Genomic DNA, 14,840 nt, shown 5'->3' on the forward strand with positions numbered 1-14,840 from the left:
CAAGGCCCCGATCGACGCCGCGGCTATGCCCCTTCCGCGTAGCCTCGCAGCCCGGCCACCAGCGCGGCAAAGGTCACCGCGCAGCGCGCACTGCCGCGCAAGTCCTCATGCATCGCCACCCAGGTATCCATCGCCACGGAAAACTCGCTGCGCAACACCCTGGCCAGCCGCGGGTCGCGCGCCGCCAGCGCGGTCTGGCACACGCCGATGCCGAAGCCGGCGCGGATCGCGCCCAGTTGCGCCAGGTCGCTGTCGGCGCGAAAGGCCGGGCGCTGGCGCGACAAAGCCGGAAAGCGCTCCAGCAAGCGGCGGATGAACGGCGTCTCCCGGTCGAAGCCGATTACGGCAAACCCGGCCAGTTCCTCCAGCGACTGCGGCGCCCCGTGCACGGCCAGGTAGCGCTCATGCGCATGCAGCCCCAGTTCGATGCCGCCGACACGCTGGGCCACCAGCGCGTCCTGCTCCGGCCGGAACATCCGCACGGCGATATCGGCTTCACGATGCAGCAGGTCGTCGACGCGATTCGACAGCACCAGCTCGATCTCCAGCGCCGGGTGGGCTTCGCGCAGTGCCGCGAGGATCGGCGGCAGGACTTCGACGCCGACGATTTCGCTCGCAGACAGCCGCACCGTGCCGCGCACGCCGTCGCCATGCCCGCTGGCGGCGCGCCGCATGGCCGCGGCCGTGGCGGCGAGTCCGGCGGCATAGGGCCGCAGTGTGTGCGCGGCGTCGGTGGGGGCGAAGCCGTCGAAGGAGCGCGTGAAGAGCTTGAGACCCAGCGCGGCCTCAAGACTGTCGATATGACGGCCGACGGTCGGCTGCGTCAGCCCCATCGCGCGCCCGGCGGCCGACAGCGAGCCGGTTTCCAGCACGTGGAGGAAGGTGCGGTACCACTCCCAGTTCGGTTCGCCGGCCATGCTATGCATTTTTGTTTAGCCACCAGCCGATTATAGGTAATTTTATTTTTGCTCAGATCACCGCAAACTGGCCTGCATCAGACCACGGCAGTACCCATGCAAAGGAGAATCCCATGTCCAGGATCGCGCTCTTTGGCGCCGCCGGCGCCATCGGCCACAGCATCGCCGCCGCGCTGGCAAGCGGGGGCGAGCCGTACCGCGTGGTCGGCCGCGATGCGACGCGCCTGCGCCAGGCCTTCGGGGCCGACCCGATCGCCGAGATCGTCATGTGGGATCCCGACTCGCCGGCCTCCGTCCAGGCCGCGGCGAACGGCATCGACACACTGGTCTACATGGTCGGCGTCGACTACTGGCGCTTCGAGCTGCACCCGGAACTGCTGCGCAAGACACTGGATGGCGCGCTCGCAGCGGGCGTCAGGCAATTCATCCTGATCGGCACCGTCTACCCATATGGGCGCGTCCAGGGCGGCAATCCGGTCAGCGAGAACCACCCGCGCGCGCCGCATACCTTCAAGGGCCGCATGCGCAAGGCGCAGGAAGACCTGCTGATGCAGGCCGACGCCGCCGGCCGCATCCGCGCCACGGTGCTGCGGCTGCCCGACTTCTACGGCCCGGGCGTGCAAGCCAGCCTGCTGCACCGCGCGGCGCAGGCTGCCGCATGTGGCGGCACCGCGGACCTGATCGGGCCGATCGATGCGCCGCACGAGTTCATCTATGTGCCGGACGTCGGGCCGGTGGTGACGCGGCTGGCCGATACGCCCGCGGCCTTCGGCAGGATCTGGCATCTGGCCGGCGCCGGCGTCACGACACAGCGCGAACTGGTGTCGGAAATGGAAAGGCAGACCGGCCGCCAGCTCAAGCTGCGCATCGCCGGCAAGGGCATGCTGCGCCTGCTCGGGCTGTTCAACCCGTTCATGCGCGAACTGGTCGAGATGCACTACCTGATGACCGATCCGCTCATCCTGGACGATGCCGCGCTGCAGCGGCTGATCGGACCGATCCGCAAGACGCCGTACGCCGAGGGCATCCGGCAGACGCTGGCGGCATGCCACCCAGGCCGGCCCGCCCCTAACCTGCCTGCTGGCGAAACGCCCAGCGCCCCGCCAGCACGGTGAAGCTGGCCACCAGCGCCACCAGCACCCAGAAGCCGTGCGGGTGCCCGGCCAGCGGGACGCCGCCGACGTTCATGCCGCCGAGGCCGCCCAGCGCACCGGCCGCGCCGGCTTTCGCCCCGTGCCGGTCCGCTCAGCGCTGACCCGCATCGAAGGCCTTCCGCCAGACATCGTGGTCCGGCGGATACACCGCGTCGAAATGCTCGCGCAGCGCGGCGATCTCCTGCACGATCGCGAACGAAAAGCCCTGGCGGCCGCCGCGGTCGTCGAACTGCAGGCCGTTCAGGTAGTCCCGGCACCCGACCGCATCGAACCACCTGGCGGCGACGGTATTGATGATCCGGGGGAAGGCCCGCCCGAGTTCTACCGGACGGACGGCTTCGGGCAACTCGGCCATCCAGCGGATGGCCTCGCGGTGCAGCGTCAGGTCATCGTCGGTGGCGGTCTTGCGGTGGAAGGCTGGGTCTTGCGTCAAGGGAGTCTCCGGGTGCAGCCGGGAGGATAGCCGATTGTGGCCGGACCATGCCAGGCCCGGCCAGCCGGGCTTTCCCCCGGTTGCACGCCGGCAAGGCTCAGGCCGCGGCCCGGCGTGCCGCCCCGCGATACTGCGCCAGCAGCGCTTCGCGGCGCGCGGCCGCTGCCTGCATGCTGGCTTCCTTGACGTGGCCGTAGCCACGGATGTCGTCGGGCAACGCAGCCAGCGCCAGCGCGGTGTCGAGCTTGCCGGCGCTCAGCGACGCTGCGAACTCGTCGACCATCGCCAGGTAGTCGGCCACCAGCGCGCGCTCGGCGCGACGCTCGGCGGTCTTGCCGAACAGGTCGAAGGCGGTGCCGCGCAGGCCTTTCAGGCGGGCCAGCAGGCGGAAGGCTGTCAGCGTGCGCGGGCCGAAGCGGCGCTTCACGGGATGGCCCTTGCTGTCAGTCTTGCCCGCATTCGTCAGCGTCGGCGGGGCCAGCCAGAAGTTGAGCTGGTAGTCGCGGCCGGGCTCGCCTTCGAACTGCGCGCGCAGCTTGTCGAGGAACGCCGGATCGGCATACAGGCGTGCCACCTCGTACTCGTCCTTGTACGCCATCAGCTTGGCCAGGTTGCGCGCCACCGCTTCGGTCAGCGGCAGCTTGCGGTCGGCGCCCAGCTCCTGCTCGGCGGCGCGGATGCGCTCGACCGCGTCCAGGTAGCGCCGGGCGTACGCGGCGTCCTGGTAGTCCGTCAGCATTGCCTCGCGCTTGCGGATCAGCGTGTCGAGCGTCTGCGGCAACGCCACCACCTGGGCAGCCGGCGCACTTGGCGCATTCGGCAGCAGCGCCTTGACCGAGGCCTCGCCGTGGTGCGCCAGGTACCGGCCCCATTCGAACGCCTGCCGGTTCTTGTCGATCGACACGCCATTGAGTTCGATCGCGCGCAGCAGGCTGGCATGCTGCAGCGGGATCCATCCCTTCTGCCAGGCAAAACCGAGCAGCAGCGGATTGGAGTAGATGGCATCCGCCAGCAGCGTGACGGCCCAGGCGCTGGCGTCGATAAAGGCGCTGGCCTCGCCCACGCTGTTGCGCAGGTCCTGCTCGGCGCTGGCGCCGGGAAATTTCCACTTCGGGTTCTTGATGAACTCGGCGGTCGGGGTGTTGGCGCTGTTGACCACCGCAGCGGTCACGCCGTGCCGGGTCTTGGACAGCACCTCGGCCGAGGCCGAGACGATGGCGTCGCCGCCGATCACCAGCCGCGCTTCGCCGGTGGCGATACGCGTGGCATGCAGGTCGTGCGGCGCCGGTGCGATCTGCACGTGGCTGATCACCGCCCCGCCCTTCTGCGCCAGGCCCGCCATGTCGAGCACGGTGACGCCCTTGCGTTCCAGGTGCGCGGCCATGCCCAGCAGGCCGCCGATGGTCACCACGCCGGTGCCCCCCACACCCGTCACCAGTACGCCATACGGCCGTTCCAGCGCGGGCAGCGAAGGCATCGGCAGCGCCTCGAAATCGGCGCCGGCGCCCTTGCCGCCCGCCGCCGCCGGCTTGCGCACCTGGGCGCCCTCGGCGGTGACGAAGCTGGGGCAGAAGCCGTTGACGCAGGAGAAATCCTTGTTGCACGACGACTGGTTGATCCGGCGCTTGGTGCCCAGTTCGGTCTCCAGCGGCTCCACCGACAGGCAGTTGGACTTGGCCGAGCAGTCGCCGCAGCCCTCGCAGACCGCATCGTTGATAAAGGCGCGCTTTGCCGGATCCGGATACGTGCCGCGCTTGCGGCGCCGGCGCTTTTCTGTGGCGCAGGTCTGGTCGTAGATCAGGATGGTGACGCCTTCGGTGTCGCGCAGCTCCAGCTGCACGGCATCGAGCTGGTCGCGATGGAACACGGTCACGCCGGACGGCAGCATGCTGCCGTCGCCATACTTCTGCGGCTCGTCGGTAACGACGACCAGCTTCTTCGCGCCCTCGGCCAGCACCTGGTGGGCGATCTGCGGCACGGTCAGCACGCCGTCGATGGGCTGGCCGCCGGTCATCGCCACCGCGTCATTGAACAGGATCTTGTAGGTGATGTTGGCCTTGGCCGCGATCGAGGCGCGGATCGCCAGCAGGCCCGAGTGGAAATACGTGCCGTCGCCCAGGTTGGCGAACACGTGCTTGTCGCTGGTGAAATGCATCTGGCCAGTCCACGCCACCCCTTCGCCGCCCATCTGGCTGAAGGTGTCGGTATTGCGGTCCATCCACAAGGTCATGTAGTGGCAGCCGATGCCGGCCAGCGCGCGCGAGCCTTCCGGCACGCGCGTGGAGGTGTTGTGCGGGCAGCCCGAGCAGAACCAGGGCTTGCGCTCGGCCGAGATGCGCGGCTGCATGGCCTCGCGCTCCTTGGCCTCGATCACCGCGACGCGCGCGGCAATGCGGGCACGCACGGCTTCCGGCAGGTCGAGGCGCTCCAGCCGCCGGGCGATGGCCTTGGCGATCAGCGCCGGCGACAGCTCGTAGTGCGCCGGCAGCAGCCAGTTGCCGCGCGGCACCGACCATTCGCCGCCGTCGTTGCCGCGCTGGTCGAACTTGCCGAACACCTTGGGCCGCACGTCCTCGCGCCAGTTGTACAGCTCTTCCTTGAGCGCGTATTCCAGGATCTGGCGCTTCTCTTCCACCACCAGGATTTCTTCCAGGCCGGTGGCGAATTCGCGCGCCCCGTGGGCCTCCAGCGGCCACACGCAGCCCACCTTGTAGACGCGGATGCCGATGCGGGCACAGGTCTCGTCATCGAGGCCAAGGTCCACCAGTGCCTGGCGCACGTCCAGGTACGCCTTGCCCGCCGTCATGATGCCGAAGCGCGCGTTGGGCGAATCGAGCACCACGCGGTTCAGGCGGTTGGCGCGGATATAGGCGAGCGCCGCATACCACTTGTGGTCGAGCAGCCGCGCTTCCTGTTCCAGCGGGGTATCGGGCCAGCGGATATTGAGGCCGCCGGCCGGCATGGCAAAGTCTTGCGGCAGCACTACCTGCACGCGGTCGGGGTCGATCTCGACCGAGGCGGTCGACTCGACCACGTCGGTGACGCACTTCATCGACACCCACAGGCCGGAATAGCGGCTCATGGCCCAGCCGTGCAGGCCGTAGTCGAGGTATTCCTGCACGTTGGCCGGATACAGCACCGGGATGCCGGCGGCCTGCAGCACATGCTCGGACTGGTGCGCGACGGTGGAAGACTTGGCGGCATGGTCGTCGCCGGCCAGCAGCAGCACGCCGCCGTGGCGCGACGAGCCGGCGGAATTGGCATGCTTGAGCACGTCGATGGACCGGTCCACGCCGGGGCCCTTGCCATACCACATCGAGAACACGCCGTCGCGCGAGGCGTTGGGAAACAGGTTGACCTGCTGCGAACCCCACACCGCGGTGGCGGCCAGGTCTTCGTTGACCCCGGGCTGGAACACCACGTCGCTGGCCGCGAGGTGCTGCTTGGCCTTCCACAGCGCCTGGTCGACGCCGCCCAGCGGCGAGCCGCGGTAGCCGGAGATAAAGCCGGCCGTGTTCAGGCCGGCGGCGCGGTCGCGCACCTTCTGCAGCATCGGCAGCCGGACCAGCGCCTGGACGCCGCTCATGTAGACGCGGCCTTTTTCCAGGGTGTACTTGTCGTCCAGGCTGGCGCTGGCCAGGGTGTCGAGCAGGGCGTGGGGTAGCGGTGCGTTCACGATGTCTCCGTGCTTGAAGTTCTGATGTCCGGAGCAGTGTAGGAATCCCGGCGGCTATCGTAAAATCAAGAATTCCTACACCTGATATCCGCAAAACGGATACCCAAAAGACAATCATGGCGAAAGCGCGCGAGGTCTCGGAGAGATTTGCCAAGGAAATCACATTGCGGCAGTTCCGCTACTTCGTCGCGGCCGCGGAAACCGGACAGTTCTCGATGGCGGCAACCGCCGAGCATGTGTCGCAGTCGGCGGTCACCAACGCCGTGCTGGCGCTAGAGCAGCGGCTGGCGGTGCGCCTGTTCGAGCGGCGCCCGCACGGCGTGACGCTGACGGCGGAAGGCCACCTGTTCTACCAGCATGCGCGCCAGATCCTGGATTCGGTCGAGGACGCGCTGCGCGAGCCGCGCTTCCAGGTGCACGGCCTGCAGGGCAGCGTGCGGCTGGCCGCCTCCTATACCGTGCTCGGCTACTTCCTGCCGGGCCTGCTGGCGCGCTTTCGCACCAACTACCCGGATATCGAACTGGACCTGCTCGACATGGACCGGCCGGATATCGAGCGCGCCGTGCTGGCGGGCGAGATCGAGCTGGGGATCGCGCTGCTGTCCAACCTGGAACGGCCGCAGCGCTTCAAGCGCCACACGCTGATGCGCTCCCGCCGCCAGCTGTGGACCTCGGCCAGCCATCCGCTGCTGGAAGTCGAGCGGCCGTCGCTGCGCGACATCGCGGCCTACCCGTACATCCTGATCACCGTCGACGAGGCCGAGGAATCGACCATGCGCTACTGGCGCAGCCTCAGGCTCTCGCCCAATATCGCCTTCCGCACCGGGTCGATGGAGGCCCTGCGCGGGCTGGTCGCGCACGGCTTCGGCGTCACCGTGCTTTCCGACATGGTGTACCGCCCGTGGTCGCTGGAGGGCAAGCAGATCGAAGCCCGGCCGATTGCCAACGCGGTGCCGGACATGGAGGTGGGCATGCTGTGGCAGCCGGGGCGCAAGCTGGACAAGCCGGCCGATGCGCTACGGGAATTCCTGATCCATGCGTGCGGCAGCTGATGGGGCATCCATGCGCCGACTGCCGCCCCGCATCACGCGCGCGTCGCGCGATTCCAGGCTAGAACGGCCCGGCGCCCGCGCCTAGAATAGGCCTGACACGCCCGGTACGGGCGCCGGTGCCATTCCGGATCGAGTTCCCGACAGAACGGAGGCGCACATGATGAAGCCACAACCCTTTGTGGTAACGCCGGACAAGTATGCGCGCGCGCTCAATGTGGTCGGCGAGAAGATCACCGTACTCGCCTCCAACGCCGCCACGCAGGGCTATGAAGTCTTCCTGCAGCAGGGCGACGAGGGCACCGGCCCACCGCCGCATTGCCACGACTGGGACGAATCGTTCTTCGTGACCCGCGGGACGCTCGAGATCGGCTACGGCGGGCAGGCGGTCCAGGCGGCAGCCGGCACCTTTGTCCACGTGCCGGCGGGCACGGTACATTACTTCCGCTTCGGCGCCGGGGGCGGCGAAATGGTTTCGGTCACCAGCCACAACGGCAAGGCGTCGCGCCTGTTCACGCAACTGGATGAGGAGATCCCGCCTGGCGCGCCGGATTTCGACAAGCTGCTGGCCGTGGCGCAAGCGTGCGGCGTCACCGTGCCGCCCCCGGAGCGCTGATGCCGCTGATCCCGCTGCTGCGTTGCACCGTTCCCGAGTCCATCACAGCCGGCATATAGTTCCGCGCAAACCTTGGTTCCTGTGCCGCCATGGCTGGACTATGGTGGAAGCGTTCCCCCGCGCATGCCAGTTGCCGGGGGCCGCAAGGAGGGTTATGGACCTGCTCGACTGGATCACCGCCGTGGCAACCGTGGTCCTGGTGTATGCCGCGCTGCGTCATCCGCTTTATCCGCCCGGCTGGAACCGCCGGAAAGACGACCGCTCGTGACGGGGCCGCCGCCAGGCGATCCCTTAGTTCGTCGCCGGGAATGGCGCGCCCAGGAGGATCATTCCTCGCTGGTCCACTCCACATGGACGCCGAGGCTGCGCAGGTTCTCGACAAAGCGCGGATGCGCGCGCCGGATCGGCGTGGCGTTGCGGATTTCAGAGCGCCCTTCGATGCTGGCCGCGACCATGAACAGCGCGATCGCGACGCGGATGATGTACGGGCTTTCCACCACCGCGGGCGTCAGCGGATTGCCGCCGAAGGTGATCAGCCGGTGCGGGTCCGACTGGAACACATGCGCGCCGAACTTCGACAGCTCGCCGGTCCAGCCGAGCGCGCCGTCGTAGATCTTGTTCCAGAACATCGCATTGCCCTGCGCACGCACGCCCAGCGCGATAAAGATCGGCAGCAGGTCGACCGGGAAGTACGGCCACGGCGCGGCCTCCACCTTGGTCAGCACATTGCTGGTGAAAGGCGTCTGCACCTTCAGCGGCCCCTGCAGCAGCGCGCGCGACCAACCGTCTTCATGCACCACCTGCACGCCAAACTTGGCAAAGGTGCGGTCGATCAACGGGAAATTGCCCGGCGTGCTGTTGCGCACCACCACGTCGCCGCCGGTGATCGCGCCCAGCGCGAGGAAAGTGGTGATCTCGTGGAAATCTTCCTCGAAGGTGAACTCGCCCCCACGCAGCCGGCCGCCGCCGCGCACGGTCAGCCGCGAGGTGCCGATGCCGTCGATGTCGGCGCCGATCCTCTGCATGAAGCGGCAGAACTCCTGCACATGCGGCTCGGACGCGGCATTGGTCAGCGTCGATTCGCCTTCGGCGGCGGCGGCGCACAGCACGAAGTTCTCGGTGGTGGTCACCGAGGCATAGTCGAGCCAGTGGTGCGTGGGCTTCAGCGGGCCGCCGCTGCGCACCAGCAGCGAGCCACTGGCGCGCTCCACCTCGCCGCCGAACGAGCGGAAGATGTCGACGTGCGGGTCGATCTCGCGCACGCCCAGCGTGCAGCCCTTGACGTTGTCTTCCAGCCGCGCCACGCCGAAGCGGGCCAGCAGCGGCGGCACCAGCATGATCGACGAGCGCATTTCTTCGGGCAGCCGGTGCGTGGCCGCGTCGAAGGTGGTGTCGCGGTGGTGCAGGTCGAGCGTGCCGGTCGCTTCATCGAGACGGACGTCGCTGCCCAGCATGCGGAAAATATCGAGGATCTTGCGGACATCGGTGATGTCCGGCACGCCGTGCAGGCGCAGCGGCTGGTCGGTCAGCAGCGTGGCGCAAAGCACCGGCAGCACTGCATTCTTGTTGGCCGAGGGGATGATGCGGCCGCGCAGGGGCGTGCCACCGTGGACGATGAGATTGGACATGGGCGATGCGTGGCAGTCGGATGGCGGTTCGGGTGCCGAAAAAGGCAGATCCGGTATATCGAGCGTCCGGCATTGTACTGTCCCTGCGCGCCGCGCCGGCTCGCGCGGAGCAACGCGCCCGATCCACAGGCCATGAAGTGACCGGTACGCCGCCACGGCGTGACGCGGCCTGCGCTTGCCGGCGCCAGTCAGCGCCGGAACCACAGTATCGACAACCCGGATGCCAGTACCAGCAGCACCGCCGCTGCCGCCGACAACAGCGCGCTCACCTCGGTCTCGCGGCGCTCCAGCGCGAAACGGGCACTGAGCTGGCGATAGACCTTGGTCAGGTCGGCGGCCGATCCGGCCTGGAAGTACTCGCCGCCGGTCAGCGTCGCCACCGCGCGCAGGACTGGTTCGTCGAGCTGCATGAAGTACGCCAGGCTCGACTCCGGCTCGCCCCCGCCCTGGGGCGAGCCGAAGCCCACGGTATAGACGCGCACGCCGCGCTCGGCCGCCATGCGCGCGGCGTCGATCGGGTCCGGACCGGTGGTGCGGCGGCCGTCGCTGAGCAGGATCACCGCGCCATGCCGGTATGCGCCCGGCTGCATCGGCTGGCGCTGCTGCTCGCGCTTGCGGGCGGCCTCGGCGGCGGCGGCCTCGTCAAGCGACGGCGCGCGCCCGCCGAAAAGCGTCGCGCTGTCGCCGAAGAGAATCGCCTCCAGGTCGATGCCGTCGTCGGGGAACAGCACCGCCAGCGCCTGGATCAGCCCGCTGCCGGTGGCGGTCGCGCGCTGCAGCTGCATGCGATCCAGCGCGTCGAGCATGTCCTGGCGATTACTGGTCGGCGGCAGCACCACGGTCGCGGTGGCGGCGAAGGTCACGATGCCGAGCCGCACGCTGGCCGGAAGTCCCACGATCAGGTCACGTGCGGCCTGCTTGGCAGCGGCGAGCCGCGTGGGCGGCACGTCGGTGGCGTCCATGCTGCGCGAGGTGTCCATGGCCAGCACCAGCGTGACGGTGTCGGACGGCAGGGTGACGGTGGCGGTGGGCCGCGCGCACGCCAGCAGCGCCGCGCCCAGCGCGACCAGGAACAGCAATGGAGGGATGTGGCGCCGCAGGCGTTGGCGCCGGCCCAGCGCGGCGCGGGGCAGCGCAAGGCTGGCGTACAGCAGGGCGGATTTCTTGCGCCGCGCGAGCAGGTACAGGTAGGCGGCTGCCAGCACAGGAAGCGCCAGCAGCAACCAGAGCATCTGCGGCCAGAGAAACTGCATGCCCTGCTCCTTGGCGCGTGGTTAAGGGGATGGTACTGTATTTTTTAAGGCGGGACGGGACCTGGGGGGCTGCGATGAAACGGGTGACGATCTACGGGCTGGTCTCGGCGGCGGTGGTCGTGGTCATCGCAGCGGGCGCGGCCATCGCCTGGTGGTCGCAGCCGCCACCCCGCGTGCTCAAGCAGGCAGACATCGACGCCGCGGTACTGCACACGCTGCAGACCAAGAGCCTGCCGTCGCGCACGGCCAGGGCTGCGGAGGCGGTGCGCGAATCAGTGGTGGAGGTCCGCAGCTATACGCCGGAAGAGAAACCCGTGGAAGCCGCCTCGGCGCCGAAGGCCAAGCGTGATCCCCCTGCCACACGGCGCAAATCTACGCCGCCCGCCCAGCCCGCGCCACAGGACGAACTCGCCAGGCGCGACCCGGCCGACGGCAAGGATCCGGCCGGCGGCACGCGCGAAGCGCGCCACGTCGGCTCTGGCGTGGTCGTGACCGAAAGCGGCATGGTGCTGACCAGCTATCACGTCGTCGCCGATGCCAAGCGGGTGGAGGTCAGGTTCCACGACGGTCACATGGCCGAAGCCACCGTGGTGCAGGCCTTCCCCGAAAAAGACCTCGCCGTGCTCCGGCCCAAATCGATTCCCGACGACCTGCCGGCGGCGACACTCGGCTCCAGCCGTGAACTGGCGCCCGGCAGCGAAGTCGTGGCGGTCGGCTTCCCCTTCGGCATCGGCCCGTCGGTGTCGGCCGGCGTGGTCTCCGGGCTCGACCGCCATTTCGTCTCGCCGGACCGCAAGCAGAGCCTGGACAAGCTTATCCAGTTCGACGCCGCCGCCAACCCGGGCAATTCGGGCGGGCCGCTGGTGAACATGGACGGCGAAGTCGTCGGTATCGTCACCGCCATCCTCAACCCTAACCAGAGCGGCACTTTCCTCGGTATCGGCTTTGCCGTCACCATCGAGAGCGCCGGCGTTGCCATCGGATCTTCTCCTTTCTGAAACTTCCTGAAACGTGGGGGCCTATGAACGACCAAGCCAGGGGCGCTGCCGACAGCGCAGACTTGATGGAACGCCTGCTGTACGAGGTAAAGCGCGTGGTCGTGGGCCAGGACCACTTTCTCGAACGTGTGCTGGTGGCGATGCTCGCCGGCGGGCACCTGCTGGTCGAAGGGGTGCCGGGGCTGGCCAAGACGCTCACGGTCAACACGCTGGCGCGGACCATGAGCGGCACGTTCAAGCGCATCCAGTTCACGCCCGACCTGCTGCCCGCCGACCTGATCGGCACGCGCATGTATAACCAGGGCACCGGCGAGTTCTCCACCGTGCGCGGCCCGGTGTTCGCCAACCTGCTGCTGGCCGACGAGATCAACCGCGCGCCGGCCAAGGTGCAGAGTGCGCTGCTCGAAGTCATGCAGGAGAAGCAGGTCACCATCGCCGGCGAGACCCACCGCGTGCCCGCGCCCTTCCTGGTCATGGCCACGCAGAACCCGATCGAGACCGAAGGCACCTACCCGCTGCCCGAGGCGCAGGTCGACCGTTTCATGATGAAGGTGCTGGTGGGCTACCCGAGCGAGGAAGAAGAGGTCGTGATCGTCAACCGCGTCACCGGCCCGCGCATCAACGTGGGCGCGGTGGCCACGCCCGAGCACCTGGCCGAGCTGCAGGAGGCGTGCCGCAAGGTCTATGTCGATCCCGCGCTGATCCAGTACGCGGTGCGCGTGGTCGCGGCCACGCGCAAGCCCGGCAGCTACGGCGTTGAAGACATGGACCGCTACATCGCCTTCGGGGCCAGCCCGCGCGCCACCATCGGCCTGATCGAAGGCGCGCGCGCGCTGGCCTTCCTGCGCGGCCGGCACTATGCGCTGCCGGAAGACGTGACCGACCTGGTGCCTGACGTCTTGCGCCACCGCCTGGCGCTGTCCTACGAGGCCATGTCCGACGGCGTCACCGCCGACCAGCTGATCGGCCGCATCCTGCAGGCACAGCCGGTCCCCGAGCGGCCGCTGGAATCCCATGTTCGGGCGGCTGAGCGCTAGGCGCCGCCGACAGGCGGAGGCCGCGGCACCTGCCCCCGCAGCCGCCAGCGCGGCAGTGGCCGCGGTCGGGTCGAAGCAGACCGAAGCGCTGCTGCGCCGGCTGGAATGGACGGTAGTGCGCCGCCTCGACGGGCTGCTGCAGGGCGATTACCGCACGCTGTTCCGCGGCTTCGGGCTTGACCTGGCCGACCTGCGCGAATACCGCCCCGGCGACGACGTGCGCCATATCGACTGGAACGTGACCGCGCGGCTGCAGACCCCGCACGTGCGCGAGTTCCAGGAAGACCGCGACGTCTCGGCGTGGTTCGTGCTAGACCTGAGCGGGTCGGTCGAGTTCGGCTCGGGCACCGTGCGCAAGCGCGACCTGCTCACCGACTTCACCACCGTGATGGCGCTGCTGCTGACGCGCTACGGCAACCGCGCCGGCGCGGTGCTCTATGGCGGCGCCACCGACAAGGCGGCGACCGTGATCCCGGCGCGCTCGGGCCGGCGCCAGCTGCTGCACTTGCTCGACCGCATGCATGCCACGCCGGCGGCCTGCCCGGGCGATACCCGCCTGCGCGACCTGCTGGAGCAGGCGCGCCTGGTCGCCAGGCGGCGCTCGGTGGTGTTCGTCGTGTCCGACTTCATCAGCGCAACGGGCTGGCAGGCATCGCTCGGCATGCTGGCGCGGCGCCATGAAGTGGTCGCGGTGCGGCTGGTCGATCCACTCGAACTGGCCCTGCCCGACCTGGGCCTGGTCGTGCTGCAGGACGCCGAGACCGCCGAGCAGATCTTTGTCGACACGCATGACCCGGCCTTCCGCAAGCGCTTCGCCGCCGCGGCCGAGGCGCGCGAGGCCGAGCTGCACCAGGCCTTCGCGCGTGCCGGGGTGCAGTGCCTGACGCTGTCGACCTACGCCCGGCTGGACCTGGCGCTGCTGAATTTCACGCGCCAGCGGCGCCACCGGCAAGGAACCGCCAGGGGGGCCGCATGACCGATGCGATCAGCCGCTTGCCCGTCTTCAGCTTCCTGTGGCCGAGCATGCTGTGGGGGCTCGCGACCGTGCTGGTGCTGGCGGGGGGTTACCTGTGGCTGGATGCGCGCCGCCGGCGCGCGACCGTGCACACCCCCGCGCTGAAGCCTGTCGGCGTGCCCGTCCGTGGCGGTCCGGGCTGGCGCCGCCACGTGGCGCCGGCACTGACGCTGCTGGCGCTGACGGCGCTGATCGTCGCCATCGCCCGGCCCCAGGCCCTGCTGACGCTGCCCTCGCGCATCAAGACCGTGATCCTGGTCATCGACCTGTCCGGCAGCATGCGCGCGCAGGATATCAAGCCCAGCCGCATCCGCGCCGCGCAGCAGGCCGCCCGGGTCTTGCTCGCAGACCAGCCCGCCAGCGTCAGCGTCGGCGTGGTGGCGATGGCGGGCACCGCGGCCGTGGCGCAGGCTCCCAGCCGCAGCAAGGACGACGTGGCTGCCGCCATCGAGCGCCTGAAGCCGCAAGGCGGCACGGCGCTGGGCAATGGCGTGCTGATCGCGCTGACTGCGCTGCTGCCGGAGGCTACCAACGAAGCCGAGCGCCTGATGAACGACGACATCCCGCAGTCTAGGAAGCCGCCGGGCAGCGCCTCCTCGTCCTCCGGCGACAGCGACACGGATGCCGTCACGCCCGGCTCGTACGGCGCGGGCGCGATCGTCTTGTTCTCCGACGGCGAGAGCAACGCCGGCCCCGGCGCGCTGCAGGCCGCGCAGCTTGCCGCCACCTACGGCGTGCGCATCTATACCGTGGGCGTCGGCACGCCTGAGGGCGTGGTGCTGTCGGTCGACGGCATGTCCTCCCGCGTCCGGCTGGATGAGAAGGTGCTGAAGCAGGTGGCCGACGCAACCGGCGCCGAGTATTTCCGGCTGGAAGATACGGCCCAGCTGAAGAAGGTGTACAGCGCGCTCAGCGCAAAGCTGTCCCTCGACAAGCGCGACCAGGTGGAGGTCACCGCGTTCTTCGCCGCGCTGGGCGCGCTGCTGGCGGCGATGGCGGGGCTGCTGTCGCTGTGGTGGTTCGGCCGGGTGATGTAGTGCGGCGGCTTGCGCCAGGCGTAGCTG

12 protein-coding genes and 1 pseudogene are annotated in these 14,840 nt (G+C 69.1%); 7 read left to right on the top strand and 6 right to left on the bottom strand.

The window, feature by feature from the left end; all coding sequences use genetic code 11:
- Window positions 1–23: 23 nt before the first annotated feature.
- Complete coding sequence (locus K309_RS0100520) at window positions 24–926, bottom strand: LysR family transcriptional regulator (RefSeq protein WP_029044588.1); 903 nt, start codon at window positions 924–926, stop codon at window positions 24–26.
- Between the two features lie 104 nt (window positions 927–1,030).
- Here K309_RS0100520 and K309_RS0100525 point away from each other — a divergent pair, with 104 nt between their 5' ends.
- Window positions 1,031–2,032 (top strand): NAD-dependent epimerase/dehydratase family protein, encoded by a 1,002-nt coding sequence (locus K309_RS0100525; protein WP_029044589.1) that lies wholly within the window; start codon window positions 1,031–1,033, stop codon window positions 2,030–2,032.
- Here the strand turns inward: K309_RS0100525 and K309_RS42780 are convergent.
- From K309_RS42780 to K309_RS0100540, 3 genes and pseudogenes are all read right to left on the bottom strand, one after another.
- Window positions 1,986–2,123 (bottom strand): annotated as a pseudogene (locus K309_RS42780) (magnesium transporter CorA); the annotation flags it as partial. The gene K309_RS0100525 and the pseudogene K309_RS42780 sit on opposite strands and share 47 nt — an antisense overlap.
- A 39-nt stretch (window positions 2,124–2,162) precedes the next feature.
- Entirely contained in the window at window positions 2,163–2,504 is a 342-nt protein-coding gene (locus K309_RS0100535) for a hypothetical protein (protein WP_029044590.1), read from the bottom strand.
- A gap of 97 nt (window positions 2,505–2,601) precedes the next feature.
- The gene (locus K309_RS0100540; RefSeq protein WP_029044591.1) at window positions 2,602–6,180 is read right to left on the bottom strand and encodes an indolepyruvate ferredoxin oxidoreductase family protein; all 3,579 of its coding nucleotides are present in this window, start codon (window positions 6,178–6,180) and stop codon (window positions 2,602–2,604) included.
- 116 nt (window positions 6,181–6,296) lie between these two features.
- Here K309_RS0100540 and K309_RS0100545 point away from each other — a divergent pair, with 116 nt between their 5' ends.
- On the top strand, window positions 6,297–7,232 hold the full coding sequence (locus tag K309_RS0100545) for a LysR substrate-binding domain-containing protein (protein ID WP_029044592.1): 936 nt from the start codon (window positions 6,297–6,299) through the stop codon (window positions 7,230–7,232).
- Between the two features lie 160 nt (window positions 7,233–7,392).
- Entirely contained in the window at window positions 7,393–7,845 is a 453-nt protein-coding gene (locus K309_RS0100550) for a cupin domain-containing protein (protein ID WP_029044593.1), read from the top strand.
- Between the two features lie 326 nt (window positions 7,846–8,171).
- On the opposite strand, the gene K309_RS0100560 is transcribed toward K309_RS0100550, so the two are convergent.
- Together K309_RS0100560 and K309_RS0100565 are read right to left on the bottom strand one after the other, a co-directional pair.
- A complete protein-coding gene (locus K309_RS0100560) occupies window positions 8,172–9,473 on the bottom strand; it encodes a UDP-N-acetylglucosamine 1-carboxyvinyltransferase (RefSeq protein WP_029044594.1) in 1,302 nt (433 codons plus the stop codon).
- 188 nt (window positions 9,474–9,661) lie between these two features.
- Window positions 9,662–10,726 (bottom strand): VWA domain-containing protein, encoded by a 1,065-nt coding sequence (locus K309_RS0100565; RefSeq protein WP_029044595.1) that lies wholly within the window; start codon window positions 10,724–10,726, stop codon window positions 9,662–9,664.
- 74 nt (window positions 10,727–10,800) lie between these two features.
- Here K309_RS0100565 and K309_RS0100570 point away from each other — a divergent pair, with 74 nt between their 5' ends.
- Genes K309_RS0100570 through K309_RS0100585 form a run of 4 tightly spaced genes read left to right on the top strand, consistent with a single transcriptional unit; the run spans window position 10,801 to window position 14,813 of the window.
- Window positions 10,801–11,724 (top strand): S1C family serine protease, encoded by a 924-nt coding sequence (locus K309_RS0100570; RefSeq protein WP_029044596.1) that lies wholly within the window; start codon window positions 10,801–10,803, stop codon window positions 11,722–11,724.
- Between the two features lie 23 nt (window positions 11,725–11,747).
- Window positions 11,748–12,761 (top strand): AAA family ATPase, encoded by a 1,014-nt coding sequence (locus tag K309_RS0100575; protein ID WP_029044597.1) that lies wholly within the window; start codon window positions 11,748–11,750, stop codon window positions 12,759–12,761.
- Window positions 12,739–13,737 (top strand): DUF58 domain-containing protein, encoded by a 999-nt coding sequence (locus K309_RS0100580; protein ID WP_029044598.1) that lies wholly within the window; start codon window positions 12,739–12,741, stop codon window positions 13,735–13,737. The genes K309_RS0100575 and K309_RS0100580 overlap by 23 nt, the downstream gene beginning before the upstream one ends.
- The gene (locus K309_RS0100585; RefSeq protein ID WP_029044599.1) at window positions 13,734–14,813 is read left to right on the top strand and encodes a VWA domain-containing protein; all 1,080 of its coding nucleotides are present in this window, start codon (window positions 13,734–13,736) and stop codon (window positions 14,811–14,813) included. The genes K309_RS0100580 and K309_RS0100585 overlap by 4 nt, the downstream gene beginning before the upstream one ends.
- The last annotated feature ends 27 nt before the right edge of the window (window positions 14,814–14,840 follow it).

The sequence above is a fragment of the Cupriavidus phytohabitans genome (genome assembly GCF_000426345.1).
Lineage (GTDB): Bacteria > Pseudomonadota > Gammaproteobacteria > Burkholderiales > Burkholderiaceae > Cupriavidus.

Excerpts from the sequence above, each read along its gene's own strand:
- K309_RS0100520 (WP_029044588.1), bottom strand. The coding sequence starts at position 926 with ATGCATAGCATGGCCGGCGAACCGAACTGGGAGTGGTACCGCACCTTC.
- K309_RS0100525 (WP_029044589.1), top strand. The coding sequence starts at position 1,031 with ATGTCCAGGATCGCGCTCTTTGGCGCCGCCGGCGCCATCGGCCACAGC.
- K309_RS0100545 (WP_029044592.1), top strand. The coding sequence starts at position 6,297 with ATGGCGAAAGCGCGCGAGGTCTCGGAGAGATTTGCCAAGGAAATCACA.
- K309_RS0100550 (WP_029044593.1), top strand. The coding sequence starts at position 7,393 with ATGAAGCCACAACCCTTTGTGGTAACGCCGGACAAGTATGCGCGCGCG.
- K309_RS0100560 (WP_029044594.1), bottom strand. The coding sequence starts at position 9,473 with ATGTCCAATCTCATCGTCCACGGTGGCACGCCCCTGCGCGGCCGCATC.
- K309_RS0100565 (WP_029044595.1), bottom strand. The coding sequence starts at position 10,726 with ATGCAGTTTCTCTGGCCGCAGATGCTCTGGTTGCTGCTGGCGCTTCCT.
- K309_RS0100570 (WP_029044596.1), top strand. The coding sequence starts at position 10,801 with ATGAAACGGGTGACGATCTACGGGCTGGTCTCGGCGGCGGTGGTCGTG.
- K309_RS0100575 (WP_029044597.1), top strand. The coding sequence starts at position 11,748 with ATGAACGACCAAGCCAGGGGCGCTGCCGACAGCGCAGACTTGATGGAA.
- K309_RS0100580 (WP_029044598.1), top strand. The coding sequence starts at position 12,739 with ATGTTCGGGCGGCTGAGCGCTAGGCGCCGCCGACAGGCGGAGGCCGCG.
- K309_RS0100585 (WP_029044599.1), top strand. The coding sequence starts at position 13,734 with ATGACCGATGCGATCAGCCGCTTGCCCGTCTTCAGCTTCCTGTGGCCG.